Here is a 26,828-nt window from a genome sequence, read left to right on the forward strand (position 1 = left end):
TAATTTCAGTTATTTACTACTTGCTTATGTCGGAAAGTGACAGAAGAGGGATATAAGCAAAGATTTGATGTAGAGACGTTGCAATACAACATCTCTACAGTTGTGTTGTTTAGTTTGCAGCAGCACTTACTAAACCATTGTGCCTGAGCAAAGCGATCGTACTTGGTTCACGACCCCGGAAAGTTTTAAACACCTCCATTGGATGCTTGCTACCACCGAGTGCTAGTACCGTATCCCGATAACGCCGACCTGTCACTTTTATAGCTTCTTCATTTTCTAGCCCAGCTTCTTCAAAAGCGGCAAAAGCGTCAGCACTTAGTACCTCAGCCCATTTATAACTGTAGTAACCTGCTGCATAACCACCCTCAAAAATGTGCCCAAAAGAACACAGGATTGAATCTTCTGGAAGTGGTGGTAAAACAGTAGTAGTCTTAGCTATGCGATGACGCACATCTGCTGGAGTTTCATTGCTGCCAGAACGATAGCGGTAATGTAGTTCTAAATCAACACTGCTAAGGTGAATTTGGCGTAACATACCAGTACCACTCATATAATTACGCGCCGCTAGCAGCTTTTGATAATAATGCTCTGGTAGAGCTTCTCCAGTTTCGTAGTGTTTAGCCATACCAAACAAAGTGGGTCGCTCATAACACCAGTTTTCCATAAACTGACTGGGTAGTTCCACTGCATCCCATTCCACATTATTGATACCTGCGGCTCCCGCATAGTCAACCTTGGTGAGCATGTGGTGCAATCCATGACCAAACTCGTGGAACAAAGTCTCTACTTCATAGAAAGTCATCAAACTCGGCTTACTATCTACTGGGGGAGTTTGGTTACATATCAAATAAGCCACAGGCAAACGGATGCCAGTTGCATCATTTTCATTTTTGGCACGATTGATACATACATCCATCCAAGCACCACCACGTTTTTCTGCTGGACGGCTATAGGGATCTAAGTAGAAGTAAGCGATGGGAGAACCAGTTTCATCGGCTATTTGAAAATAACGGACATCTTCATGCCATACTGGGGCTTGGCCATCAGCAGGGGTTACTGTAACACCAAATAGCCGCTTAACAAGTCCAAACAAGCCATCTAGCACTTGGGGAAGGGGAAAATAGGGACGTAATTCTTCAGCGGTAAAGGCAAATTTTGCTTCTCGTTGGCGTTCTGCCCAAAAGCTGATGTCCCAATGTTTTAAATCTTGATATTCTTCTCCATAAGATGCAGCAAAAGCTTGGAGTTCTTTTAAGTCTTTGACAGCAGCATCATAACTGGCCTGGCGTAGTTCTTCTAATAGTGCTTCAACTGCCTCAACGTTAGGAGCCATTTTACTTGCAAGGCTCAATTCGGCAAAACTCTTAAAGCCAAGTATATCTGCGAGTTCTTGCCGTAACTCCAAAATACGCACAATTAACGGGTTATTATCTAAATCGCCACTAGAAGCGCGAGTGATATGAGCTTTGTAGAGCTTTTCACGCAAATCTCGACGGGTACTGTGCTGCATGAAAGGGCCGTAGCTGGGGAAGTCTAAAGTAATGCGCCAAGGGCCATTTTCTGGTGTGGCGTTCTCTTCTCCCGCTGCTCGTGCAGCTTGAGCGGCTAAACTCACCAAACTTGGTGGTAAACCGTCAATTTCTGCTTTTGTTGTCAGGGTTAAGCTAAAGGCTTTTGTGGCATCAAGTACATGGTTAGAGAATTTAGTAGAAAGTTCTGCCAACTCCATCTGAATGGCGTTGAAACGGTCTCTTGCTTCTCCTTTTAAGCCAACCCCAGAAAGTTCTGCATCTCGAATGGCGGCTTCTACAATGCGCTGTTGGGCTAATTCTAAAGTTGCCCAACTATCACTGCTACGAAGTGCCTTAAAAGCATTGTAGATGGGTTGGCTTTGACCGAGTTTGTTGATAAATTGTACGACTAGTGGCTGTACGATTTCATGAGCTTCGCGCAGTTCCGGGCTATTTTTAACACCCATTAAATGATTTACCACCCCCCAACTCCAGGTAAGCCGTTCCGTCAGCTTTTCTAAGGGTTCTACTAAACCACTCCAAGTCGGCTGTACATTAGCCTCTAAGGTGGCAAGTTGCTGGTCAAGTTCTGCTAGCAACTGATTGAAGGCGGGTACTACTCGTTCTGGTTTAATCTCTGTAAAGGCAGGTAAACCAGTGCCTTGGAGTAAGGGATTATCGGAAATAATGGTACTTGCACTCATGATTTTGTGTGAACTGCGAACGAAAAAAAATCATTGTTGATTTTTATTTATATATCTTCTAATGTAACGATCGCTGTGCTATTTAGTATTGCCATTGTGGCAAAAAGCTAAAAAAAACGATAATTCCTCACAAAAGTATCCCGATATAACTATTTTGTTTGGTATTGGAACAACATTGTTGGGGATTGGGCATTGGGCAAAACCTTAGCTAGCCGCTAACAGCACTCAGCACTCTTGAGGGACATTGGACATGGTTATTCTCTCTCATCACCTTTGTCTTCTTCATTTACTCGGCAGTTCTAGAAATTTCAAGGAAAGTGCCTGAGATAATATAATCATCCAGGCATCTTCTCAACAGGTGGCTAATGATGACCGAAACAGAAAAGGATACAGGCAACTAAATTTATTTATGGAAATTGTTAATTTTGAATTTTGAATTCGGAGCGTTCGCCCTTGGCGTCTCGAAGAGAAGCGACGTGACTAGCCTCTTACCCAGTTCTCAATCAACAGAAGTTTTTTATCCAAGCTCGGATGGTGAACCTTTAGCAGAAAGTTATGCTCATTTATGTGCTTTACTGGCAACTTTAGAAGTATTGAGGCAATATTTGCTGGATCGGCAAGCAACGGTTTTGAGTAACCAGTTTCTCTATTATGCTCAGGGTTTTCCAAGGTTATGGGTAGCTGCTGATGTAATGGTGATTTTTAATGTCGCTCCTGGAGGACGGGATAATTACAAGATATGGGAAGAGGGACAAGTGCCTGTAGTAATCTTTGAAATGACCTCCGAGGGTACTAAAAACCAGGACACGGGTTTCAAGAAGACGCTCTATGAACAGTTAGGCGTAATAGAGTACTGGTTATTTGATCCCAAGGGAGAGTGGATTAAGGAGAAATTGCAAGGGTATCGACTGCGAGGTGAGGTGTATGAGCCAATTACAGATAGTCGATGTGAACCTTTGCAGCTGCGCTTGCAAATAGAAGGGCAACTGATTGGTTTTTATCGAGAAGACACTGGAGAAAAGTTGCTGATTCCAGAGGAGTTGGCAAAGGCACTGAAACAGGAAAGATTGGCGAGAGAACAAGCAGAGTCGCAGGTGGAAAGGTTGAAAGAACAACTGCGATCGCTTGGCGTTGACCCTGATATTATCTAGCTATACATTTGCGATCGCATGTGGCGGGTGCTTCGCACTATCACAAAAAGACGCGATCGTGTACTATATCAAACAGGTAAATTGTCCGTCAGCATAGGCGTTTCCTTGAAAGCGCAGTTTCAACCGAAGAATTCCACATTTTCAAGGCGTGTAAGCGTACAAATTAACTGACCATCAGCGAGCTTCCTTACAAACCGCAAAGGAAGGCTCTATATTTCCATATTTATGATATTATTTGGCAACTCATCTTTTTACTCGTAAAATCGAAGACAAGATCAAGGTCAGTAGAAAAGAGTCCCTAAATTAATGAATACGTTAATCAGTCAGGGTGGAAGAGCTATCACTAAATTTCAGGTGATAGACCGGATAAACGATATAGCTTGGCAAGCTCACCAAGGCAGCGTTGCGGCGATTATTCAGCTATTGAACGAAAAGCTAGCCCAGTCGTGTGTCAGAACTAGAGCCATTTTTTCTGATGGTGTCTTACAAATTCTGTGCGAGGCAGCTAAAGTAGAGCAACTTGAGCAATCTCCCCTGGTAGAACAAATCCAGCAAATTCTTGAGTCTATCGCCCCACGTCACATTCGCCGCGTCAAGATCAACAGTCGGATTGTTCGAGAACAACAATTGCTGTGGTTAAAAGAAATAGATAGCGATCGCGAAAATCAATTGCTTTGGTCACAGGAAATTACATTAATTCAGCCAAATGTTGTAAAGCAATTAATTAAAGATTTCACAGAAGCTCAAGCTGAACTAGGAAAACCAAATTATCCTAAAACTCAAGTCTCTCGTCCTTTAGTACTCATTAACAAAGAAAAATACAAAAATAAACCTAAAACAAAGATATTAGCAGCAGCAGGTTTATGCTCGCTGTTATTGCTTAGTTGGGTTGTTTATGCCCAGCTAGGTAATAAATTGAAAAACCTAATACAACCAGAAACTTCCAAATCTTTAACTACAGAAAACACTAACGATAGCAAAGCCCAAATACCGTCTCGCGCTCCTAACAATACCTTTTCTGAGCCTTCTGACGATCCATTTCAAATATCTGTGCGAATTGCCAACCAAGCTTCTGCATCTGGAAAAACAGCTACAACCTCAACTCAGTGGTTAGAGATTGCTGCTAAGTGGCAACGGGCTTCAGATTTAATGAGTACGGTACCACAAACCCACAGCCGTTATCAAGAAGCTAAAATTCGTACTCAACTTTATAAAAAATACAGTGAGGCGGCACAGAAAGAAGCAGATAAGAGTAAATCTTAATTTTTTCTGATTGGAAGACTTCGATTAGTGATTAGTATTCCAGTAGCGATCAATGGATCGTTTACTTTACTTATCGCGCTTCATCCAAGCGCGTAAAACTAATTTCAATGGCTAACGCTTTTCTTGGGGAATAGGAGCAAATTCCCCACTTGATAATATTAGTTATACCACCGAACAGGCGCGAAAGGGTTTTAGATAACACATATTTAATTTCTGAAGATATCTATAAAGAAATCGACCTTATTGTGAATAAAGTCGATTTAATCAGGTGGATTCATTTATGGGGTTAATCCAAAATCCAAAATGTGTATGTTCTCTAACTTATGAGTTCTCCTGTTTCTTGCAGGGAGTGCAAGCGGCGGTAAATACCCTCGTAACGCAAGAGTTCATCGTGGCTACCCACTTCTACAATCTTTCCTTGCTCTAGAACGACAATTTTATCAGCTTCCCGGACTGTGCTTAAACGATGGGCAATAACAATGGTGGTGCAAGTGCCCTGAATCGATCGCATCGCTAGCTGAATTGAACGCTCAGACTCATAATCTAAACTAGAGGTGGCTTCGTCAAAAATCAGCACGTCTGGTTCCACTAACAATGCTCTAGCAATTCCCAAGCGTTGTCTTTGTCCTCCAGATAACCTGACACCTCGTTCTCCCACGACAGTGTAATAACCTTTGGGTAAGTGCTGCACTACTTCATCGACTCTGGCAATTCTACAGGCTTCTTGAACCTGCTCGAAAGTGGCATTCGTTCTGCCATAAGTCAGGTTATCCAAGATAGTACCGTTGAAAACGTCTACTTCTTGGTGAACGATCGCTAATCTTCGTCTATACTTACCGACATCCAAAGTGCGAATATCTTGACCATCAATCAGAATTTGACCTGCTTGAGGTTCAAAATATCGCAACAGCAATTTTACTAAAGTAGATTTACCAGAACCAGAACGCCCCACTAATGCCACTGTTTGGTATGGCTCAATCAACAAGTTGATATCTTGCAAAACCTGACGGTTGGCATCATATCCAAAAGTGAGGTGCGACAACTCAATTTTTCCAGTAAATTTATAAGGTGATTCTGTCTGGTTGCTTTCTTCTAAGAGACTAGCTGAATCAGATGCAGTTGGCTCTTGCAGAAATTCGTGAAACCGCAGCATGGAAGAATAACGACGGGCAAAAACTTCTGCCAAGCTACCAATAGGTTCTAATTCGGCATAAGCCATGCTAGAAAGAGTTAAGGTCATGACAAAGTGACCGAGAGAAATTCTCCCATTTACTGTTGCTGCTAAAGTTAAACCCAGTATTGCAAACACACAAAACTGAATTACGGTTCTTTGCCAAGTACCCAATATCGTATAACCTTTGTGGATGCGATAATCAAGCACCATTAGTTCGCGATTCAAACGTTGCTTTTGCCGCTTCAGTTCTCTAGCTTCTGTAGCAAATGCTTTCACCGTTTTGATATTGGTGATTAATTCGGAAGTGCGGCTTTCGGTGTTCTCTCCATATTTATCCAGACGAGTTTCGTACCTAATTAGCTGTTGTAAACCCTTCAAGCTGAAGCTGAGAATAATTACAAAGGAAATTAGATACAAAATTGCAATCCGCCACTCAATGAACAAGATAAACACAAAAATCCCCAGTACACGAGCCAGTTTAGGAATCAACTGTCCGGCGATTTCGGGATATGCCCAAGTGTGGTTAGCAACACCTCTAGCTACTCTGCCGGCAATGCGTCCAGGGTTATTTTCATCATAAAATTCTAGTGGCAGAGTCAGAACTTTAGCGATCGCTGTTTCGTTTTTCTCTCGACGCGACCTGAAAGCTATATCCCAATGAAACCAATTGGTTAACCAGGGTTGTGTTGGCGCTCTCACTACGGTGACAACGAAAATTAAACCCAGTAATACACCCAAAGATAGAGTTTTATTAACTGGGTAATTGGTGATGTCCGAAAAAGTTGCGATCGCACTTTGAAGTGGTTTGTCCAAGGGTTGAGCAGATAAAATGTTTAAAATCTGTCCGATCGCATAAGGGACAACCAAATCAATAACTTCGTAAACGCTGGATGCTCCAATACTAAAGAGACTCAGCTTCCAATCAGAGCGAAAGTAATTGACAATATCTTGAAATTTGGCCATGATGCACACCGTCCAAGAGCGCGATCGTAAACTTGGAATTTATATACTACAAAGGTATTACAAAAGTAGTCAAGAGCTAGATGACAAATCACTCTTTGGGAGTAGTTGGTAGCTCTTGAGGGAAAAATTCGAGGCGATAGCGGTAGAGAGCAACTGGTCGAAAACCAGCTTTAAAGTAATCTGGATCTTGGGATGAAAGATAGACAGCAGTAACTTGATCTGCTTCAATCACCGGATTAGATGTTGAAACTTGATGATAAGCCGTAGTAGATTCTACAGAGTTTAAATAGGGGCGCGAACCGCCTTTAAATAGTTGTTGAAACACTTCTGTGGTGATGAACTTGCCATCAGGGGTAGTTTCTGTAGCACGTGCAGTCACAATAGAAACTAGTTGGCGACTGCTACGCAAGAACGTAATTTGACGATTAGGTGAATCTGGATCTACTTTGACTGATAACACTGCTTTATCCCCTAAATAAGCTCTTGCCAAATTCAAGCTATTAAACGCTCTATCCGCTACTAAAATTGGGGATTTGTCACCTATCTGAGTAAGTATTTTTAATCCAGAAATAGGTGGTTGCTGTTTCACAAATCTTACTACAAAACTCACAGGCTGATTTAATTGCCGATGATTACCTTCAAACCCTGGTGTTACAATTTCTGGTGCTAAAGGCGCAGCTAAATCTACTAAGGTACTTGTAACTTTCCAAGTTCCAGCCATCCATTCAGGGTAAACTAAATCACCCGAAGCAGGTTGCACTGAAGTTAGTTTTTCCCATTGGGGAAAATTTGCTAACCTTTGAGATAACTCTCCTGCAAAAGCTTCACCATCCCACAGAAGGAATAAAAACAGCAAGCAAAAACTCCAAATTATCTTGATTACAAGCATTAGCAGTTTTGTATTTAATGGTTATTGTTTACCGATTAAAAATTAAGTAATTTTCTGTAATAAATTAAAACTTTGTAGTGAGATAATTAGCCCTATCCCGAATTTATAGTGATAGCATGACATTGGCATTAGGTATGATTGAAGTTTATGGCGTTCCCACAGCAGTGGAAGTGGGAGATGCCATGTGTAAAGCTGCCCGTGTAACCCTTGTTGGTTATGAAAACACTGATTTGGGACGAATTACTGTCTTAATTCGAGGAGCTATAGGCGAGGTGAATGTAGCAGTGACAGCAGGATTAAAGGCGGTGCTGCGAGTTGACGGTGGCGAGGTACTTTCTAATCACATTATTCCCCGTCCCCACGAAAATTTAGAATATGTTTTACCGATTCATCGCAGCGTTAATATCGAGCAGTTCAGTGCAGATATCCGATTTCCTCCACCCCTATCAGTTTAGCTGTATTAAATTTCTGCTGGTAAAGGTTGCCAAACTTCCCCATACTTCTCTTTTAAAGTTTCCCAAGCTTCCACTTGTCCTAGTTCATATTCTCCTGGTTTACCCCATTGTAAAAATAAGCTTAAAGCAGACTCCTGTTTATCATCTAAAAATCGAATGGCATAGGTTGTAAAGTTACCTCTTTTCGCTTCACCTGTTTCAAATTTAACCTGAATAATTCTGTCCATATTCAAATGAAATTCAAAGCCTTCGGTGTGCATATTTGCATACTTACCCTTTGGTAATTCTGCATAAAATAGCTTTTCAATCTTGCCCCGTGCTTCTAATACAGCCGCGCTGCTAGTAACAATTAAACGCAAAGTTCCAAGAGTCTCACAAGCTTCTAAAAAGTCTTTTAATGTTGTGGTCATTTGTCATTTGTCCTTTGTCATTTGTCGTTGGTTAAACGATGATTCATAATACCAATTCAATTAATGATTGCAACATATCCTTGGGTAAAGACGCGATTCATCGCGTCTCTACAAATGGTTTATTTGTCGCATTCTTTTTTCAAATTGGTATAACTAATGCCCAATGCCCCATGCCCCATTCTCAATCCCTATTTTTCGTATTGTTCATAAGCCGCAACAATGCGCTGAACTAGCGGATGGCGCACGACATCTTTTTGAGAAAATTCGCAAAAAGCAATACCTTCAACGTGTTTTAAAATTTGTAAAGCTACTCCTAAACCCGATTGTTGGTGAAGTGGTAAATCAGTTTGTGTCATATCGCCTGTAATCACCATCCGCGAACGGAAACCCAAACGAGTCAAAACCATTTTCATTTGAGCAGGTGTAGTATTTTGCGCTTCATCTACAATTACAAAAGCGTTATTAAGGGTGCGTCCCCGCATATAAGCCAGTGGTGCGACTTCAATTACACCGCGTTCCATTAAACTGGGTACTTTTTCTGGATCGATAAATTCATAAATAGCATCGTAAAGTGGACGAAGATAGGGATTAACTTTCTGCTGTAAGTCTCCAGGCAAAAAACCGAGCTTTTCACCAGCTTCGACAGCAGGGCGAGTTAAAATTAGCTTTTCAAATTGGTTGGCAAGGAGTGCTTGGACGGCGACAACAACAGCGAGATAAGTCTTGCCAGTACCAGCAGGGCCAATTCCAAAGGTAAGATCGCGTTTGCGGAGTGCGTCGATATATTGACGCTGGCGGAAGGTTTTGGCACGGACTTCTTCACCCCGGCGACTTTTGGCGAGGACATTTCGCTGTAAATCTTGTAGTTCCCCTTGCCGATCGCTATCTATGGCTTGACGGGCTGTTAAAATATCAGCACTGGAAATAGTATTGCCTTTAATCCAAAGGTCTTCAAGCGATCGCACTAATCGAGAAGCCAAATCAATTTGCTTTTCAGTACCAGAAATCACTAATTCCTGTCCGCGTAGCACTAAAGTGGCTCCTGTTTGCTGAGATAAGATTTTGAGATTTTCTTCTCCATCTCCAGCTAGAGCGATCGCACTGGTAATATTCGGCAGCTGAATTGTTAAGGCACCTGCCATAGTATTTCTTAATTGGTGAGGATCTGTATTTGACAAAGGTTAATTTTTCTCGCTAACGGCGAATTTATACTTTTATTACCTACATTTTGAAAAATATTTGCAACAAATTAATCATCCATAGGGGCGTACAGCTTGCCCTCATCCCCTAACCCTTTCTCCCAATAGGGAGAAAGGGAACTGGAGAATTTACTCCCTCCCAACATGGTAGAGGGGCTGGGGGTGAGGGCATAGCCCCTACTGGTGAAGAGTTCAAAAAAAGATTTAAAAATCTTTTTGTTACTTTCCATCTTTATAAAAATTCTGAGCGGAGGTAACAACAACCGCTCAGATTTACTCTTTAGTTTCAACCTAACGGAGGCGCGGTTTAACAATGGGTTTAGGCCCATCATTTCGCGGTTCTCTCTTAATCGGCGGTGGCGATCGATCTTCAGTGTCTTCATCAAAAGACATACCCTCCCGGCCCGGAGTGGTGCTGCCGTAGATATCCAGGTATGTTGATTGCCCAGCTGCGGCTGCGGCTGCGGCAATTACTGTACGAATTGCCTGAATATTGCGTCCCCCTCGACCAAACACTTTTCCTTTATCTGTGCTTTCAAAGGCGATGCGAACCCAAACCCGGTTGAGGGCCTGAGAAATTTCACAATCGACGCTTAATGTTTCTGGAGATTCCAAAAACGGCTGTACCAAAAACCGAACCAGCTCAACATAGTTGGGGCTAGCTGTTGGGAGTTTTGTTCCGAAATTATGATGCGGCTGTTGCACTGACCTGCTCAAAAACATTAGCTTTTACTAGAATGCGACGAACGGTATCAGTGGGTTGAGCGCCTTGTTGTAGTCGCTTGACGATACCGGGAACGTCTAGTCGCACTTCATCAGTTCTGGGGTTATAATAACCCAATTCTTCTAAGGGACGGCCATCGCGGCGAGCGAGGTTGTTAATGGCGACAATGCGGTAACTTGCTTCCCGCTTTTTACCGAATCGTTTCAAGCGCAGTTTGATCATGGTTGAAGAATCATTCTCCTGTAGTTAGATATTAATTAGCAACTAATTGGTGAGGAAGTAACCTAAATCTGGCTGCTGCCGATAAATTAAGGGTTAGTTTCCTCTGCTAATAAATTCTGAGGTCGAAATGCTAATTTTAGCACTGCCTAGCATTTGCTGCTATTTGTCATTAGTCATTTGTCCTTTGTCATTGGTCATTAGCGAATGGCACGATTGTAAAGCTATAAGCTTTACCCTAACGGGTTAAGAGCCTGGAGGCTCCGCCTCCAGTGGCTTGACCAGAGGCAGAGCCTCTTGGAATACATTCCCAGTCTGAAGACTGGGAACGAGGTGACACAAGCCTTTCGCCTTTTCGTTAGTGCCATTCGCTCATTAGCAAATTACCAATGCCCCATGCCTAATGACTAAAGATTGCCAAAGCCTTTTTTCTTTTTATCTTTGGGTTTTTTCTTTTTTGTGGCTGAGGCACCATCATAACCTCGCCATCCTGGGGCTGCGGGACGATTACCAGCACCGGCGAAGGCGTTGCCCATACCGCCGCCACCGCCGAACATTCCCGGCATTCCAGGGAAGCCGCCTTGACCCATTTGCTGCATGAGCGATCGCATTTTTTGGAAATCACCCACCAGTTTGCTGACATCTGACTCTCTATAGCCTGAGCCAGCAGCAATCCGCCGCCGCCGACTGGGAGAACTGGCTAATAAATCGGGGTCGTGGCGTTCTTGGCGAGTCATGGAGTTAATCATCGCCTCACAGCGCTTTAACTGGGTTTCTCCCTGTTTGAGTTGATCGTCTGAAAGCTTGTTCATCCCTGGAATCATCTTGATCAAGCCTCCCAGAGAACCCATGTTCTTTAGCATCCGCAGCTGCTTGAGAAAGTCAGTAAAGTCAAACTTTGCTGACAAAATTTTCTCCTGCATTTTCTCAGCATCAGCTAAGTCAAACTCTTCCTGGGCTTTTTCTACCAAAGTTAGCACATCGCCCATTCCCAAAATTCGGGATGCCATGCGATCGGGATAAAACGGTTGCAGTGCCTCGACTTTCTCACCCACGCCCACAAATTTAATCGGCGCTCCCGAAATCTTTCGCACCGAAAGCGCAGCACCACCACGGCTATCACCATCTAACTTGGTGAGAATTGCCCCAGTAATTCCAATCTGTTCGTGGAAGGTGCGGGTAAGATTTGCGGCCTCTTGACCAGTCATCGCGTCCACGACCAGCAGAGTTTCATGGGGTTGGACGGTTGCTTTGATGCGGGCTAATTCCGCCATCATATCTTCGTCAATTTGCAGACGACCAGCAGTATCAATAATTACCGTGTTGACACCTTCTGCTCTGGCGCGTTCTACACCTTGCCTTGCGATTTCTACGGGATCGGCGTCGCTTCCTAGTTCAAATACTGGTACGTCAATTTGCTTACCCAACGTTAGCAACTGGTCGATCGCTGCTGGGCGATATACGTCTGTCGCCACCAACAAGCAGCTACGCTCTAATTTTCTCAGATGTAAGGCTAACTTAGCGGTAGCTGTGGTTTTACCAGTACCTTGCAACCCAGCCATCAGAATAATAGTAGGCTGTGCCTGGGCTTCTGCGATGGGAACATTTTCTTCTCCCATCACCTGCACCAGTTCATCATGAACAATTTTGATGAACTGTTGGTCAGGTCGCACGCCGGTAATCACCTCGGCTCCCTGTGCCTTGGCTTCGACTTCGCTAATAAAATCTTTTACTACCTGGAGATTGACATCTGCTTCCAACAGGGCGCGGCGCACTTCGCGCAATGCATCTTGAATGTTGGATTGAGAAATTTTGTCCTGTCCCCGCAGTTTTTTCCAGGCGGATTCTAAACGGTCAGATAATGCATCAAACATAATGTAATTACAGGTAGTTCGCCAATGGGGAATTCTAAACCGCCGATGAATGCGATCGCGAATTTCCACTAAAGTTTTAACGTGCTATCTACCAGCTTAGTATTTTTCACCGCGACTGTAGCAATCAGATACCTTCCTTTATTGAACTGGCAAACTGTCCTTTAGGTGGAAATTTTGATTTTTTCAGAGGGAAAATGCCAACACTACAGATGAAGTCAGTAGTTTAGTGTGAATAGTTGAGAAAGTGTAGGAGAGCAAAAATATATGAAAGAATATAGAGCATATATGTGTGACTTTGGGCATCAGTGGACTCTTTTCAAGGATAAACAAGACCCTGAAGATGAAGGAGACTGTGTATGCTCAGAAGGTCATCCCGCAGTAACACTCAGCAAGCAACCAGCACTTGATGATGTTCAAATAACTTTTAGACCAGCAGGTAGAGTAGTAGATACAATCAAGGAGCAGGTTCATGGACGAGGTAAATACTACATAGTAATCTCCAACTTAGCAGGCACACAGGAGAGAGTTTCAAAAAAAGTATATTCTTGGGAAGAGATATATCAAATTAGTAAAAGGTTTGATAAGCGTTCATTTGAATGGGCATTAAATTACTGGAAAAGTCTTTCTCTTTGACTCGATTCTAGGTAGAATTGACAAGCTTCAGCAAGAATAAATTCAAAAATTATTTATCAGTTAGGTAGCTACGGTAGCCAAGATGTCGCAGCGAATCAAAGTATACTCATACTCGATATACCATTCGTCAAATTCATATATTGGTATCGCTCTTGCTGAAAAAGCTTTGCAGGGTTTACCTGTTGATATTGAACGACGACCAATTTACATACCAAAGGAGCGAGGTATAAAGATAGTTGATTTACAAGGACGAAGTGAAAACGCCCTGTTATCGTCGTATCACAAAGAAGATTGTCTACGGTGGGCAAAAAAGTACGGCATTGAAATTCGGCTCAAGGAGTTTGAAGAATTTGGTCGGTGGGTAAAACGCTGGGAGAAAATGAAGTTTGGCCGCGAAGAACTTCCTGCAAGAGCGTATTACGCGGCTTGTGGAACTGGGAAGGAGCATCTGCTTGATGCCGCGTTCTTTCGAGCGACGTACATCGATCAGCTTGATGTCAACGATGAGTCTGTGATTAAGAAAGTTGCAGATGATGTTGGGTTGAATGGCGATCGCATTCTTGAGTTAATCTACGGGGAAGCAGCAAAACTTGCAGCAGTGGCAGCTTTGGCAGAATACGAACAGTTTGGCTGTCCCGGAGTCCCGACTTGGGTAGTTGAAGGTGAGAGGTTTTGGGGAAAGGATCGTGTTGATTGGGTAACAGAAAAGGTAAAACAATTATGTAATACTGCTGTTACCAAAACAGTACTGAGTGCCGAGTGATAATTTTTCAGGTGAGTTGGAAAAATCATCACTTTGCTTCTTTGTTTATTCCTGGTCTAACTCCTTGACCTGATACCAATTTTACATGAGGCTACACATTATTTTGACCCCTCCCAACCTCCCCTTAGCAAGGGGAGGTGCCGCAGGCGGTGGGGTTCTTTCTATGCGCCTTCATAAAGAATTGCTATTAGCTAGTTATTTTTTAGTTGTTACCTGACGAATCGGCAACTCAATCACAAAGTCTGTACCTTTGCCAAGCTCAGATTGGCAGTATATTTTACCGTTGTGTTTTTCTGTAACTATCTGATAGCTGATAGACAGTCCCAAACCTGTACCTTTACCGACAACCTTAGTAGTAAAAAATGGATCGAACAGTCGAGAAAGGACTTTTTCATCTATGCCGAGTCCGTTGTCGGCGATGCGAATGACAATCCAATCTTTATTGAGCAGGGAGGAAGAAATTCGGATTTTGCAGGGGTTTTTTGCCAGTGCTTCAGAAGATTCCTTTGTGGTTCGTTCTTCTAGAGCATCAATGGCATTGGACAGCAAATTCATAAATACCTGATTCAACTGACCGGGATAGCATTCTATTAGAGGTAAAGTACCATAATCTTTGCTCACATGAATGGTGAGGCTATCAGCTGAAGGCTTCAAACGGTTTTGTAAAATCATTAATGTACTGTCGATGCCTTCGTGAATATTGGCTGGTTTGAAGTCAGCTTCGTCTAGGCGCGAGAAGTTCCGCAAAGATGTGACAATTTCCCGAATGCGTTCAGTGCCGACCTGCATGGACTGGAATAATTGAGGTAAATCTTCGACCAAATACGCTATTTCGGCTTTTTTGAAGAACTCTTGGATTTCTGGTGCGGCATCAGGATAATGATGCCAATAAAGTTGCACATAGCGAAGCAATTCTTGCGTGTATTGATGAGCGTGTTCTAAGTTGCCGTGGATAAAATTAATCGGGTTATTAATTTCATGGGCAACTCCCGCCACCAGTTGCCCCAAACTGGCCATTTTTTCAGCGTGGATAATTTGCATTTGGGCAGTACGCAGTTCATTCAGTGCTTGGGCGAGTTGATTCGCTTCTTCACGAGTTTGACCCAGCAAACTAGATTGTTGAAATAAGTTGGCTTGACGCAGCGCTACACTGAGTTGAGCCGCCACTTGAGTGACAAATTCCAATTCCGCTTCTTCCCAATGACGTGTATGGGTGCATTGGTGAATGCACAACAACCCCCACAGTTCATCCCCTTCCATCAATGGCACAATAATCTGTGCTTTGACTTGGAATCGCTCAATCACATCCAGATGAGGTACTTTCGAGCCAACGCTGTTGACATCAGATATTACTTGCACTTGCCCTTGGCGATATTGGGGTGCGTATTGATCGCCGAAGCAATAGTCTTGCACCTTCACAGCGAGGGCAGAATCGAACTTGGGTAAGACATCTTCAGCAATAAATTCACCACTGCAAAAACCAACATTAGGATCGAAGCGGAAAATGCCAACTCGATCTGTATTTAGCGATCGCCGCACTTCCTGTACTGTAGTCTTAAGGATCGTCTCCAAATCCAAAGATTCCCGAATTTTGACGACCAAATCAAATAAAATCCGGCGCTGTTCAGCCGATTGTTGCAGTTCATCAGCGCGAGTTTGAATTTGAGTCACCATTTGAGAACTTTGCAGTGCCACTCCCAGTTGGCTAGCAACCTGTCCCAAAAATTCCACTTCCACACTATCCCACTGGCGCGGTGCGGAATGTTGATAGGCAGCCAGCAATCCCCACAAATTCCGTCCTACAAAAATTGGGGTTAACGCATAAGCGCGAATCTTGAACTGCTCCAAAATCTCTAGGTGACAGCGCGAGTGTCCAGCTTGATAAATATCCTCTACAGCAAAATTTTCGTTGTTGCGGTAGCGTCCGCCTTTGGTTTCTTGAAGGTGGGTATCTTCCCAAACGAGATTTTTGCCAAAGGGATTAATACTGTCCCACTGTGCCTCAACCATACCAAAATTACTGACGAATTCGCCACTCCAGTCTGGATTAAAGCGATAAACGCCAACCCGCTCAACTCGCAGCAGTTTACATACTTCTTGGCAAGTAGTTTTTAGAATTAAATCAATATTTAAAGAGGAGCGAATTTTCCCAACCACTTCAGTTAATGCTCGTTGCCTTGCGATCGCATCTTGTAGGGCAGAAGCCTGTTGTTTTGACTGAGCCAAATTCTCGGCTTGCTGAATCGCGACTCCCAATTGTGCCCCTACCTGTCCGAGGAACTCCACTTCGTAATTTGCCCATTGACGCGACCCAGAGTGTTGATATGCTGCTATCAATCCCCACAGTTTTGGGCCGATGAAGATGGGCGCTAAGGTATATGCTCGAATCTTAAATTGCTCCAGAATATCAATGTGACAACGCGAGTGTCCGGCTTGGTAGATGTCGTTGACAACAAAACTTTCGTTATTGCGGTAGCGTCCACCTTTCGTTTCTTGGAGGTGGGTATCTTGCCAAACGAGATTTCTGCCAAAGGGATTGATTCTATCCCACTGCGCCTCTACCATGCCGAATTGGCTGACAAATTCGCCGCTCCAATCTTCATTAAAGCGATAAATTGCTGCCCGCTCTAACTTCAGGAGTTTGCAGAGTTCTTGACAGGCAGTATCTAGAATAATTTCAGTATTTACAGAGGAGCGAATATTTCCTACCACTTCCGTCAACGCACGTTGGCGTGCGATCGCATCTTGCAGTTCTGCTGTGCGTTGTTTGGTTTGTTCTAGGGTTTCTGTCTGCTGCATTGCTATACCAAGATGGCTGGCAGCTTGAGTGAAGAATTCAACTTCGTGAGGACACCATTGCCGAGGAGCGGAGTGTTGATAGGCTGCCAGCATTCCCCACAATTTTGCACCAATAAAAATCGGTGCGATCGCATACGCCCGAATCTGAAACTGTTCTAATACTTCAATATGACAACGAGCGTGCCCTGCATCGTAAATATCAGCTACAGCAAACGGCTCATTTTTGCGATATCGCCCTCCCTGAGTTTCTTGCAAATGTGAATCTTCCCAAACTAAATCCTGTCCAAAGGCGGTCAATGCATCCCAAGGATGTTCTGCAAAGCCCAAGCGATCGATAAAACTACCGCTCCAATCTTCATTGAAGCGGTAGATTGCAACTCGCTCAATCTTCAATTGCCGACAAATATCTTGACAAGAAGTCGAACAGAGAGATTCTATATTTACAGATGCACGAATCTTAGCCAAAATCCTCGCCAATATTTTTTGATATTGAACCGTTAGCTGTAGCTGTTTGTGACACTCTTGCAGGCCTAAGTGATTCGACGTTTCATAACTGTTCGCTGTCATAAATTATAAATAAAATAGACTACCTACTTTAAGTATTCCCTTGTTTATTTGTAATTGCTCAACTAGTCTTAGTTAGTGGAGAGTCTTGATTACTTGTAGTTTGCTCTGCGGTTTTTAGTTTCTAGATTTTCTTTCATAGCTTTACTATCAAGGCTTCTTTTGCCTTGTTCGATAGTTGTTTGAGGTCGGGCAGTTTTTCTATTTATTCAGTTAATCTCTATCTCGGTCTCTTGTTAAGAGTGTTGAGCAATTACAAAATCAATTCATAATTAATTTTGGGTATAGAGCGGTCTAACTTCAATTATGAAAAATAGAAAACTGGTAAGTATTTTTATTCAGAGACACCGGGATTTATCCGTAGTGTAAAAATTACATAAAGAACTCATATTTGATTGCGTGAAAAAACTCAGTATAATTCAAAGAGTCTTTTTGGTCTTGCCTCTTGCCTGCAAAACCAAGTTAGTTCTCCAAATCAAAATGGATTCCTATATTTCTCTCTTACTGCCAACAGAATTCAAAATATAGAGAGCCTGCTACTCAAGGTGTAATAAACACTAGGGGCACACAGCTAGCTGTGCGCCCCTACAAATCACCTATATTCCAACTTACAAAAGTTTCAGGTTATGAAATCCAGATTACTTAGTAATGATTTAGGTTAATGCCAGCTTCTTTTGCCATTGCTTCTAACCCATTAATTTGTAGGGTTTTAATTGCTTTGGTAGACAACTTTAATCTCACCCAGCGATTTCCGGCTTCCCACCAAACCCGCTTGTCTTGCAGATTAGCGTGCTGAAGGCGTTTAGTACGGCGGTGGGAGTGAGAAACAGAAAAAGCGTTATTTGCCTTCTTACCAGTTAGTTCGCAGCGACGGGACATAGCTACTATCTCCAGATTGTTATTTTAATACAGCCTTTCCATTTTAGGTCTTAGGCAGCAGAAGTGGGGAGATGAGGAGGGGGAGCAGGGGAGGCAGAGGGGCAGGGGAGCAGGGGAAGAATAACTATTAGTTATTGAACCAATGCCCAATGCCCAATGCCCAATGCCCACTCACCACTATTTACTCGCTTGTTCCGTTAGCTTGGTGAGTACCTCATTCGATCGCTCGACGAAGGATTTCATTCCCTCAGCGTCAAATCCTTTCTGAGACATCAGCGCTAAATCGTAGACGTGTTGGCAAATCAAGTTGACTAACTGATCTGTAGACGATTCACCGTTACCTTGAATGATACTACCTTGGTTAATATTTGCCAGATTTTGAATTAGCGGGTGAGCAGTATTCACCAGCAAAATGTGGTCTTCGGGAAACTCAGCTGACTGCTGCTGCATCATGGCGTTCATTTCGCGCAGGCGGCGGAGAATCTCTGGTAAAAGCACGATCGCAGGTGGTGTACCTTGAGGATCGTCTGATTTCAAAGCTTCGGTACGGATGTTGAGTTTGGGTTTGTTGAGGGATTTCTCAAATAACTCTTTGATCGTCTCACTCCGAGTTTTATTCGTCTTGGGATCGACAATTTCCTTATCTTTATCTTGTTCCAGCAGAGTATTATCTAAATCTGAGTCTACCCGCGTAAACTTGACATCCTGATATTCCCGCTCTAGGAAGTTGATAAAGTGGGTGTCGATGAAGGAGTCCATAAACAGGACTTCCAAACCTTGATTTTTGTGCAGTTCTATGTATGTAGATTGGGTTGCTTCATCGGTGCTGTAGAAAACCCGATTTTCGTTGCGTTCTTTGTTGCGTTCTAGATACTCTTTCAGCGTAGTATAAGGAGCGCTGGGTGCTGAGTCAGAACTGGGTGAAGGAGTGACATCTTGCCAAGCATCGCCGTCTGAAGACTGTACTTCAACGACTGGAGTTTCAGCAGCAACTTTTTCTGTCAACTTGGCGGTGGTGCGGAAGACAATGATATCTTCGATTTGTTTTTTGAATTTCTCGTCGTTGAGAACGCCGAATTTTACAAAAGTGCCGAGGTCTTTCCACGCGCTAATGTATTGTTCGCGGTTGTCGCGGAAAAGTTCTTTGAGGCGATCGCCTACTTTTTTGGCAATGTAGTCACCAATTCTCCGCACGGTGCGATCGCCTTGCAAGGCACTCCGCGAAACGTTTAGGGGAATATCAGTACTATCAATTACACCCCGCATCGGCATCAAAAATTGCGGGATAATTTCTTCGCAGTTGTCGCTAACAAAAACTTGATTGCAAAATAGCTTGATTTGCCCTTTGGTAACATCTACATCCGGTCGCATTTTCGGGAAATACAGAATCCCGTTGATGATAAAGGGATAGTCTGTATTTAGATGTACCCATAACAATGGTTCTTCCTGGAAAGGATACAGGTAGCGGTAAAACTCTAAATAATCTTCTTGAGTCAGATTACTCGGAGACTCTCGCCACGGTGCTTTTTGCTTATTTATTACTTCGCCATCTAGTTTAATCGGGACTGGCAAAAAGTCGCAGTATGTCTTGACAAGATTCTTAATTCGTGCAGATTCGAGAAATTCTTCTTCTTCCCCTTGCAGGCTGAGAATAATAGTAGTACCGCGAGTTGTCCTGGGCGATTCTTCCAGGGTGAAAGCTGGAGAACCATCACAAGACCAGTGAACCGCCTGTGCCCCTTCTTGATAGGATAAGGTATCAATTTCTACCTTTTGCGCCACCATAAAAGAAGAGTAGAAACCAAGACCGAAGTGACCGATGATCGGTTGATCTGATTTGCCTTCATATTTATGAATAAATTCTTCAGCACTAGAGAAGGCAACTTGATTGATATATTTCTTAACTTCATCTGCGGTCATTCCGATACCGTTATCGGAGATGGATAGAGTTTTTTTATCTTTGTCAATGGCAATTTCAATTTCTGGTTCGCCGATATCTCCAGCATAATCGCCGGCGCGGGATACCATTTTTAGCTTTTGGATGGCGTCTACAGCGTTGGATACCAGTTCCCGCAAGAAGATTTGATGATCTGAATAGAGCGACTTCTTAATGATCGGGAAAATATTCTCAGTATGAATACTGATAGTGCCTTGTTCTAGCATAATTGGTAATTTTCGATGTTAGTATCTGAAACGATGATAGTAGGTAATACAACCTAGCCATCTGTTTTCCAGGATAAACCCGGAGAACACAGAAGGACATGATACCAATTAGGATTTTAAAAGCATAGCTTAGGCGATCGCACCTTTTTTGAGCATTGTTTGCCGCCATTTTCTGATTCGGATTCCCCTACTTCCGACTCCCCACTCCCCAGATTGCTGTTTAAGTATTACTAGAATTCTTCTCCAACACCAAAAAATAATGGTATGGATAAGTGGGATCGATAAATTCTTGCTTAACAGTTAACCCAGCTTTGGCAACAGAGTTTAAAATCCGCGTTTTCGGATATCCTTTTAAACCCATTTCCCAGCAGTGTTCGTCACAGACTGGCGTTGTACTCCAGAATTTTGGCACATTGAATAGTAAATGCCTTGGTCTGCCGGAGAAAGAGGTTTTCACCTGAAACGAGAGGTATTGAGTGCAATAAGGAATTGAAATCACCAAAAATTTCTTGGTTGCAATAGCAAGTTTTCTCAATGCTTCTTCTGACTCAGGGTAGGGGAAGTGTTCCAGCACTTGAAATAAGACAATCGCATCAAATTTATCTTTTGGTAAGGAAAAATCTGTAGTCAAATCTAAAATTATTTCTGGTTTGAGGCTGGGGTCAACATCAGCAGTGGAGACGTTGTATCCATTATTCTTCAGGATGTCTGTTAATAGAGAATTAAAAATCCCAATTTCCAGAACGTTTTTTACCTGATTACCCAGCGAAAAAATTAAACGCAACTGGTGATGATAACTGATGAGGCGATTTTTTGATAAATATTCTGAATTTCTAATATCTAACGAGGTGATGAGTTGCATAAATAAGCCTACCTAAGCTGAGAGATTAATAAATTTGGTGGGTATACAACTACAGGATTCCCGGAACAATCATCAAAATAACAGTACCTTGTTTCGTTTGTATACACTACATCTCCTAGAAGGCTACGGTACACACACATCTTGGTAATGAAGCCCAAACCTTGGATTTACCCCCCTTAATCCCCCCGATGTATTGGGGGGAAATATCCGGTTCTCCCCCTTTACAAGGGAGAAATATCCGGTTCTGCTACTTACTAAGGAGGGAAATATCCGGTTCTCCCCCTTAGCAAGGGGGAGTTAGAGGGGGTGAGAAGGACTTGTATACACACCGTAGCCTAGAAGAAGAGAGGCTTTGAAGGGGGATTTTTCAGGGCAAAATATCACTAACACCAAACGTATTACTTTAACGAGTAGGATTTTACGCGCTAAAGTATTTGGCTAACGGGTGATAGGTAATAATCGCAGTGGTAGACTGTTCTGGATAAAGTTGTTCGCTTTCATCCATATACAAGTTAATCCTGTCAGTCTGCAATAACTCCAGTTGCTTGTATTGGTCTTGGATATTTGGACAAGCTGGATACCCAAAACTATACCGCGAGCCACGATAGCGTTGTGCTAATATATCCCGAATATTATCGGGTTCCTCAGCAGCAAAACCTAACTCCCGGCGAATTCTAGCGTGTGTCCACTCAGCTACAGCTTCCGCCACCTGCACCGCCATACCGTGGAAATACAGATAATCGGTGTATTGATTGGCAGCAAACAACTTTTGAGCGAACTCTGTGGCAATTTCCCCGACAGTCACCGCTTGCATTGGGAAGACATCAATAATTCCCGACTCCTTCGGTGCAAAGAAATCTGCTATGCACAGCCGCCTTAAAGACTTTTGTCTGGGAAACTCGAAAGTTGCAATCTGTTGTGATTGACTTTCTGAGTCATATATATGTAGAGAATTCCCCTCGGCTTGACAAGGGAAATATCCGTAAATCACCTGCGGATGTAACAGATTCTCCTCAATAATCCGCTGTTTCCAACTTTCTAAAACTGGGTACACTTTCTCCGCTAAGAAAGCCTGATATTCTTCCTTAGATTGTTCCTTTGGTTTGCGGAATTGCCACTGTCCAGCAACCAAAGCTTGTAAATCCAAGTGCCAGAATATTTCTTCGATGGGAATATCACTAGGCTGCAATAACTTCGTTCCCCAGAAAGGCGGTGTGGGACGTTCAATATCTATTGCCACAGCTTCGGAACGCCTTGTATCTACTACTTTTGGTTCAGCAGATGTTTCTTCAGCAGTTGTCGCTTTTGGTTCTTTGTGGCCATTAGTCGAAACTTCAGCAGTTTCAACTTCGTTCAAAAATCCCTGCAAATCTTCCCAGTTATTAGTTGCCTTTGCTGGCATTAATTTATCCATGAAGTGCAAGTCAGAAAAGGCATCTTTGCCATAAACAACTTTACCTTTGTAGGTATTTTGGCAATCATCATAGACAAACTTGGGAGTTAACGCCGCACCACCTAAAATCACAGGGACACTAATTCCCTTTTCGTTGAATACCTCCAAATTCTCTTTCATGAAGGCGGTGGATTTTACCAGCAAACCACTCATTGCAATACAATCAGCTTTATGCTGTTCGTAAGCGTTGATGATGTTTTCCACCGGCTGCTTAATCCCCAAGTTAATCACCTTGTAGCCGTTGTTGGACAAGATGATATCCACCAAGTTTTTACCAATGTCGTGGACATCGCCTTTGACTGTGGCAATGATAAAGGTTCCCTTGGCATTGTTACCCGATTCTGATTTTTCCATGAACGGTTCGAGAAACGCCACCGCCGCTTTCATGGTTTCCGCAGATTGCAAAACGAAGGGTAGCTGCATTTGTCCAGAACCGAATAATTCCCCGACAACTTTCATGCCATCTAGCAGGAAGGTGTTGATAATCTCCAAGGGGGGATATTCTTCTAAGGCTTTTTTCAGATGTTCTTCTAAGCCGATGCGTTCGCCATCGATGATGTGACGTTTGAGACGTTCTGGGATGGGGAGACTTTCATCTAAGGAGCGATCGCGTTTAGTTGTTACCCCGGCAAACGCTGTGGTAAGCTCTCCCAAGGGATCGTAAACGCAAACATTACCCTCAAATTTCCGTTCGTCATAAATCAACTGGCGACAGATTTCTTGATGGCGGGCGTCAATCTTCGAGAGCGGTAAAATTTTATTAGCGCTGACAATGGCTGCATCCATTCCCGCCGTCGTCGCTTCATGTAAAAACACCGAGTTCAGCACCATCCGCGAGGCTGGATTTAAACCAAAGGAAATATTGGAAACACCCAAAATTACATGACATCCAGGCAATTCTTGACGAATCCGCCGGATTGATTCAATTGTAGCTTTACCGTTTTCTCGGTCTTCTTCAATCCCGGTGGAAATGGGTAAGGCAAGGGTATCAAAGAATATTTCTGTGGGTGGTATGCCGTATTCTACAGCTTGACGGTATGCGCGTTGAGCGATCGCAAACTTTTTGTCTGCTGTCCGCGCCATTCCATCTTCATCGATAGTACCAATGACTACACCAGCACCGTATTTTTTCGCTAACTCCAGCACCTTCAAAAAGCGCGGTTCCCCGTCTTCGTAGTTGGTGGAGTTCAGCAAACACTTACCACCAGCAACCTTTAAACCCGCCTCCATCTTTTCCCATTCGGTGGAGTCAAGCATTAAAGGCAATGTCACATTATTGACAATGCGCGAAACTAATTCGTGCATATCGCGCACGCCGTCGCGTCCCACATAATCGACGTTGACATCAAGGATGTGTGCGCCTTCTTTGACTTGCGCCCTCGCCATTGAAACGAGTCCATCCCAATCTTCCGCATTTAGCAAATCGCGGCATTTCTTGGAACCACTGGCGTTGAGACGTTCGCCAACAATCAAGAAGGAATTATCTTGGTCGTAGGGCTGAGTGGTGTAAATTGATGCTGCTGCTGGTTCTAAACTTGGTTGTCTAACTTTTGGCTTCAAACCTTTAGCGACTTCTGCCAATTGTTGAATGTGTTCTGGACGCGTCCCACAGCAACCCCCGATCACTTGGACACCCAAATCTTCAACAAAATGCATCAGCGACATCCGTAATTCTAACGGTGTCAGGCGGTAGTGCGCTTGACCGCCAACGTTTTCAGGTAAACCCGCGTTGGGTATACAGGAAACGATAAAAGGTGAATGTTCTGCCAGATACTTGATATGTGGTTTCATCAAGTCTGGGCCTGTGGCGCAGTTTAGACCGAGAATATCAATTGGGTAAGGTTCCAGAATTGTCAGCACAGCACTGATTTCTGAACCAACCAACATTGTCCCCATGCTTTCCATTGTCACAGACACCATCAACGGACGGCGATCGCCTTTTTTGGCAAACACTTCTTCAATGGCATTCAGCGCTGCCTTAATTTGCAGCACATCTTGGCAAGTTTCCACCAGAAATAAATCGACACCACCATCCCACAGCGCCTCTGCTTGTTCGGCAAAAGTAGCTTTCATGGTGTCAAAGTCAATGTGTCCCAAAGTTGGGAGTTTAGTTGTGGGGCCGATGGAACCTGCCACAAACCGGGGTTTTTCTGGCGTGGAGAATTCCGCAGCCACACGCTTGGCTAATTCTGCGGCTGTCTTGCTGAGGTAATAGGCTTGGTCTGCCAAGTCATATTCTGCCAGCACAAGGGATGTACTGCCGAAGGTATCGGTTTCAATGACATCAGCACCAGCCGCAAGAAAGTCTCGGTGAACCTTAGCGACAGCTTCGGGTTTGGTGTGGACTAAGTATTCGTTACAACCTTCATACTGCGGGCCGCCGAAGTCTTCAGCAGTCAGGTTTTGGGTTTGTAAGTTGGTTCCCATCGCCCCGTCGAAAACGAGGACTGGGCTATCTGGACTACGCAGGCGTTCAAGGAAAGAATGAGTCATATTTTCCTAGAATAAATGAGGATATCAAGTGAGTCTTGTGATACTCGACTTACTTTATTATTTTCCAAGATTGTGATATTTTCGGCATCTTTTCATAAAGTCTGTTTTGCTGAAACTCACCATTGGCTCATTTTGACCTGATTTATCAAGGTTGGCGACGGCAGAATTATGCAAAAGCGTCCTTATATCATGTGGCTTGATTGCTTATTAGAGCCGAAGAACCCCACCAAAGATACGCTTTGTCTCCTCTCCCCTTGCTAAGGCTACGGTTTACATACAAGTCTGAAATAGCTTATTAACCAAGCTTTTACCCCACCCTAACCCTCCCCTTATAAAGGGGAGGGAACTGGATTTCTTATTTCCCCCCTTTATAAGGCTACGGTGTATACACAAGTCCTAAAATCATTGTCTGGTAAGATACAAGCCTTGGTAGGCAAGGTTTTGAGTTAAGCGAACTGATTATCAATAGTGTCAGCTTATTGATAGAGTCCTAACGGAAAATCAAAGATTTTAAAAAAAATTTTCTGTTGTTTTTTGTTGATTTGATTGCCAACTCGACTTGTGTATACACGGTAGCCTTTATAAGGGGGGATTAAGGGGGGTAATTTACCGAGGAACGAAACGCAACCTACATTGGAGTTATTTTTTAGGCAAAACCTACGCAGTATTGACACAGGTGGGATTTAACTGATTCTACATATAGTCAGATGAAATATTTCTGCCAAGTTTCTTATCTTGGGATCACAGCTTAGAGTTGTTACTCCGTTCAGCTCAAAGATGGAAAAAACACTAGGAGTATAACTTGAGTCTTACTATGGATTTAAATTCTTTGTTCAATCTAAATACATTTATTGAATTATTACTGGGGATTAGTTTGAGCGCGGCGGCTGGCTTTCGAGTATTTGTACCACTGCTAGCATTGAGTGTGGCTTCAGTTTTTGGACATTTAGATTTACCGACTAACTTTGATTGGGTGGAAACACCTCAAGCTGTAATTGTTTTTGCAGTCGCTTGTTCGCTAGAAATTATCGGTTATTACATTCCTTGGTTGGATCATCTGCTGGATGTTGTTGCCACTCCTGCGGCATTTATCACCGGGACAATTGTCACAGCATCTGTTGCTCCAGAGATGAATCCACTGGCGCAATGGACGTTAGCTTTAGTTGCTGGTGGTGGAACCGCAGGATTAACTCAGGGATTAACGAATATATTGCGGATAAGTTCTACAGGCGTTTCCGGTGGATTAACCAATCCTGTTGTGTCAACCATTGAGCTGCTCATCGCCATCGGACTGTCTGTGCTGGCGCTAGCTTTACCAGTGGTAGCAGGAACGATCGTGATTGGTTTTCTAATAATAGCTATTCAAAGAATTTGGAGTTTCTTCTTGAATAAACCGTCTTCTCAAATTAACGAAACCGTTTCTCCATCAAGAGAATTGGGATAAGTACTTATGGATTTGTTTTATAGCTGCGACGCCGAATAGCCCGCACTTCTCTACGAGACGCTCCGCGAACGACAAGCTCAGTGACCATCGTAGACATCGCAATTATATCAATCCTAAATGAGTTGTGAAAATGCGCGATGTCCACATCCCCGACTTCTCGAACAAGTCGGGGATCTAATTTTTCACGAATGATTTAGGATCGCAATTATAAAGCGATCGTAGTTGTAGGATGTGTTCCG

19 protein-coding genes are annotated in these 26,828 nt (G+C 43.3%); 6 read left to right on the forward strand and 13 right to left on the reverse strand.

The window, feature by feature from the left end:
* Nucleotides 1-109: 109 nt before the first annotated feature.
* Entirely contained in the window at nt 110-2,215 is a 2,106-nt protein-coding gene (locus RMZ95_RS00005) for a M3 family metallopeptidase (RefSeq protein WP_322683197.1), read from the reverse strand.
* 476 nt (nt 2,216-2,691) lie between these two features.
* Between RMZ95_RS00005 and RMZ95_RS00010 the strand changes: the two genes are divergently transcribed.
* Nucleotides 2,692-3,366: a Uma2 family endonuclease gene (locus RMZ95_RS00010; protein ID WP_322683196.1), complete on the forward strand. Its 675-nt coding sequence runs from the start codon at nt 2,692-2,694 to the stop codon at nt 3,364-3,366.
* Nucleotides 3,367-3,672: 306 nt separating this feature from the next.
* Nucleotides 3,673-4,629 (forward strand): hypothetical protein, encoded by a 957-nt coding sequence (locus RMZ95_RS00015; RefSeq protein WP_322683195.1) that lies wholly within the window; start codon nt 3,673-3,675, stop codon nt 4,627-4,629.
* A 316-nt stretch (nt 4,630-4,945) separates the two neighbouring features.
* On the opposite strand, the gene RMZ95_RS00020 is transcribed toward RMZ95_RS00015, so the two are convergent.
* Both RMZ95_RS00020 and RMZ95_RS00025 read right to left on the reverse strand, forming a co-directional pair.
* On the reverse strand, nt 4,946-6,766 hold the full coding sequence (locus RMZ95_RS00020; protein WP_322672508.1) for an ABC transporter ATP-binding protein: 1,821 nt from the start codon (nt 6,764-6,766) through the stop codon (nt 4,946-4,948).
* 88 nt (nt 6,767-6,854) lie between these two features.
* Complete coding sequence (locus RMZ95_RS00025) at nt 6,855-7,655, reverse strand: DUF6816 family protein (protein ID WP_322683194.1); 801 nt, start codon at nt 7,653-7,655, stop codon at nt 6,855-6,857.
* A gap of 116 nt (nt 7,656-7,771) precedes the next feature.
* Between RMZ95_RS00025 and RMZ95_RS00030 the strand changes: the two genes are divergently transcribed.
* Nucleotides 7,772-8,110, forward strand: a complete 339-nt coding sequence (locus RMZ95_RS00030; protein ID WP_322672510.1) for a carbon dioxide-concentrating mechanism protein CcmK — start codon at nt 7,772-7,774, stop codon at nt 8,108-8,110.
* Between the two features lie 5 nt (nt 8,111-8,115).
* Here the strand turns inward: RMZ95_RS00030 and RMZ95_RS00035 are convergent, their stop codons facing one another.
* From RMZ95_RS00035 to ffh, 5 genes are all read right to left on the reverse strand, one after another.
* Complete coding sequence (locus RMZ95_RS00035) at nt 8,116-8,520, reverse strand: ChuX/HutX family heme-like substrate-binding protein (protein ID WP_322683193.1); 405 nt, start codon at nt 8,518-8,520, stop codon at nt 8,116-8,118.
* 188 nt (nt 8,521-8,708) lie between these two features.
* A complete protein-coding gene (locus RMZ95_RS00040) occupies nt 8,709-9,662 on the reverse strand; it encodes a PhoH family protein (protein ID WP_322672512.1) in 954 nt (317 codons plus the stop codon).
* A gap of 348 nt (nt 9,663-10,010) precedes the next feature.
* Nucleotides 10,011-10,442, reverse strand: a complete 432-nt coding sequence (locus RMZ95_RS00045) for a KH domain-containing protein (protein WP_322672513.1) — start codon at nt 10,440-10,442, stop codon at nt 10,011-10,013.
* Nucleotides 10,405-10,665: a 30S ribosomal protein S16 gene (gene rpsP, locus RMZ95_RS00050; RefSeq protein ID WP_322672514.1), complete on the reverse strand. Its 261-nt coding sequence runs from the start codon at nt 10,663-10,665 to the stop codon at nt 10,405-10,407. Before rpsP ends, RMZ95_RS00045 begins: the two co-directional genes overlap by 38 nt.
* A 404-nt stretch (nt 10,666-11,069) precedes the next feature.
* The gene (ffh, locus tag RMZ95_RS00055; protein WP_322683202.1) at nt 11,070-12,536 is read right to left on the reverse strand and encodes a signal recognition particle protein; all 1,467 of its coding nucleotides are present in this window, start codon (nt 12,534-12,536) and stop codon (nt 11,070-11,072) included.
* A gap of 264 nt (nt 12,537-12,800) precedes the next feature.
* On the opposite strand from ffh, the gene RMZ95_RS00060 reads away from it, so the two are divergent.
* Both RMZ95_RS00060 and RMZ95_RS00065 read left to right on the forward strand, forming a co-directional pair.
* Nucleotides 12,801-13,169 carry a hypothetical protein gene (locus RMZ95_RS00060; protein WP_322683192.1) on the forward strand — a complete coding sequence of 123 codons (369 nt, stop codon included), beginning with the start codon at nt 12,801-12,803 and terminating at the stop codon, nt 13,167-13,169.
* Nucleotides 13,170-13,251: 82 nt separating this feature from the next.
* Nucleotides 13,252-13,932: a DsbA family protein gene (locus tag RMZ95_RS00065; protein WP_322683191.1), complete on the forward strand. Its 681-nt coding sequence runs from the start codon at nt 13,252-13,254 to the stop codon at nt 13,930-13,932.
* Nucleotides 13,933-14,127: 195 nt separating this feature from the next.
* On the opposite strand, the gene RMZ95_RS00070 is transcribed toward RMZ95_RS00065, so the two are convergent.
* The 5 genes from RMZ95_RS00070 to metH all read right to left on the reverse strand — a co-directional run bounded on the left by RMZ95_RS00070 (nt 14,128) and on the right by metH (nt 25,145).
* Entirely contained in the window at nt 14,128-17,298 is a 3,171-nt protein-coding gene (locus tag RMZ95_RS00070) for a GAF domain-containing protein (protein WP_409882114.1), read from the reverse strand.
* 639 nt (nt 17,299-17,937) lie between these two features.
* On the reverse strand, nt 17,938-18,174 hold the full coding sequence (gene rpmB, locus RMZ95_RS00075; protein WP_322683189.1) for a 50S ribosomal protein L28: 237 nt from the start codon (nt 18,172-18,174) through the stop codon (nt 17,938-17,940).
* A gap of 177 nt (nt 18,175-18,351) precedes the next feature.
* Entirely contained in the window at nt 18,352-20,337 is a 1,986-nt protein-coding gene (gene htpG / locus RMZ95_RS00080; RefSeq protein WP_322683188.1) for a molecular chaperone HtpG, read from the reverse strand.
* 220 nt (nt 20,338-20,557) lie between these two features.
* On the reverse strand, nt 20,558-21,199 hold the full coding sequence (locus RMZ95_RS00085) for a class I SAM-dependent methyltransferase (protein WP_322683187.1): 642 nt from the start codon (nt 21,197-21,199) through the stop codon (nt 20,558-20,560).
* Nucleotides 21,200-21,617: 418 nt separating this feature from the next.
* A complete protein-coding gene (metH, locus tag RMZ95_RS00090) occupies nt 21,618-25,145 on the reverse strand; it encodes a methionine synthase (protein ID WP_322683186.1) in 3,528 nt (1,175 codons plus the stop codon).
* 814 nt (nt 25,146-25,959) lie between these two features.
* On the opposite strand from metH, the gene RMZ95_RS00095 reads away from it, so the two are divergent.
* Nucleotides 25,960-26,589: a DUF4126 domain-containing protein gene (locus tag RMZ95_RS00095; RefSeq protein WP_322683185.1), complete on the forward strand. Its 630-nt coding sequence runs from the start codon at nt 25,960-25,962 to the stop codon at nt 26,587-26,589.
* Nucleotides 26,590-26,828: the final 239 nt, after the last annotated feature.

The sequence above is a fragment of the Nostoc sp. DedQUE07 genome (assembly GCF_034530975.2).
In the GTDB taxonomy this organism is placed as follows: domain Bacteria; phylum Cyanobacteriota; class Cyanobacteriia; order Cyanobacteriales; family Nostocaceae; genus Nostoc.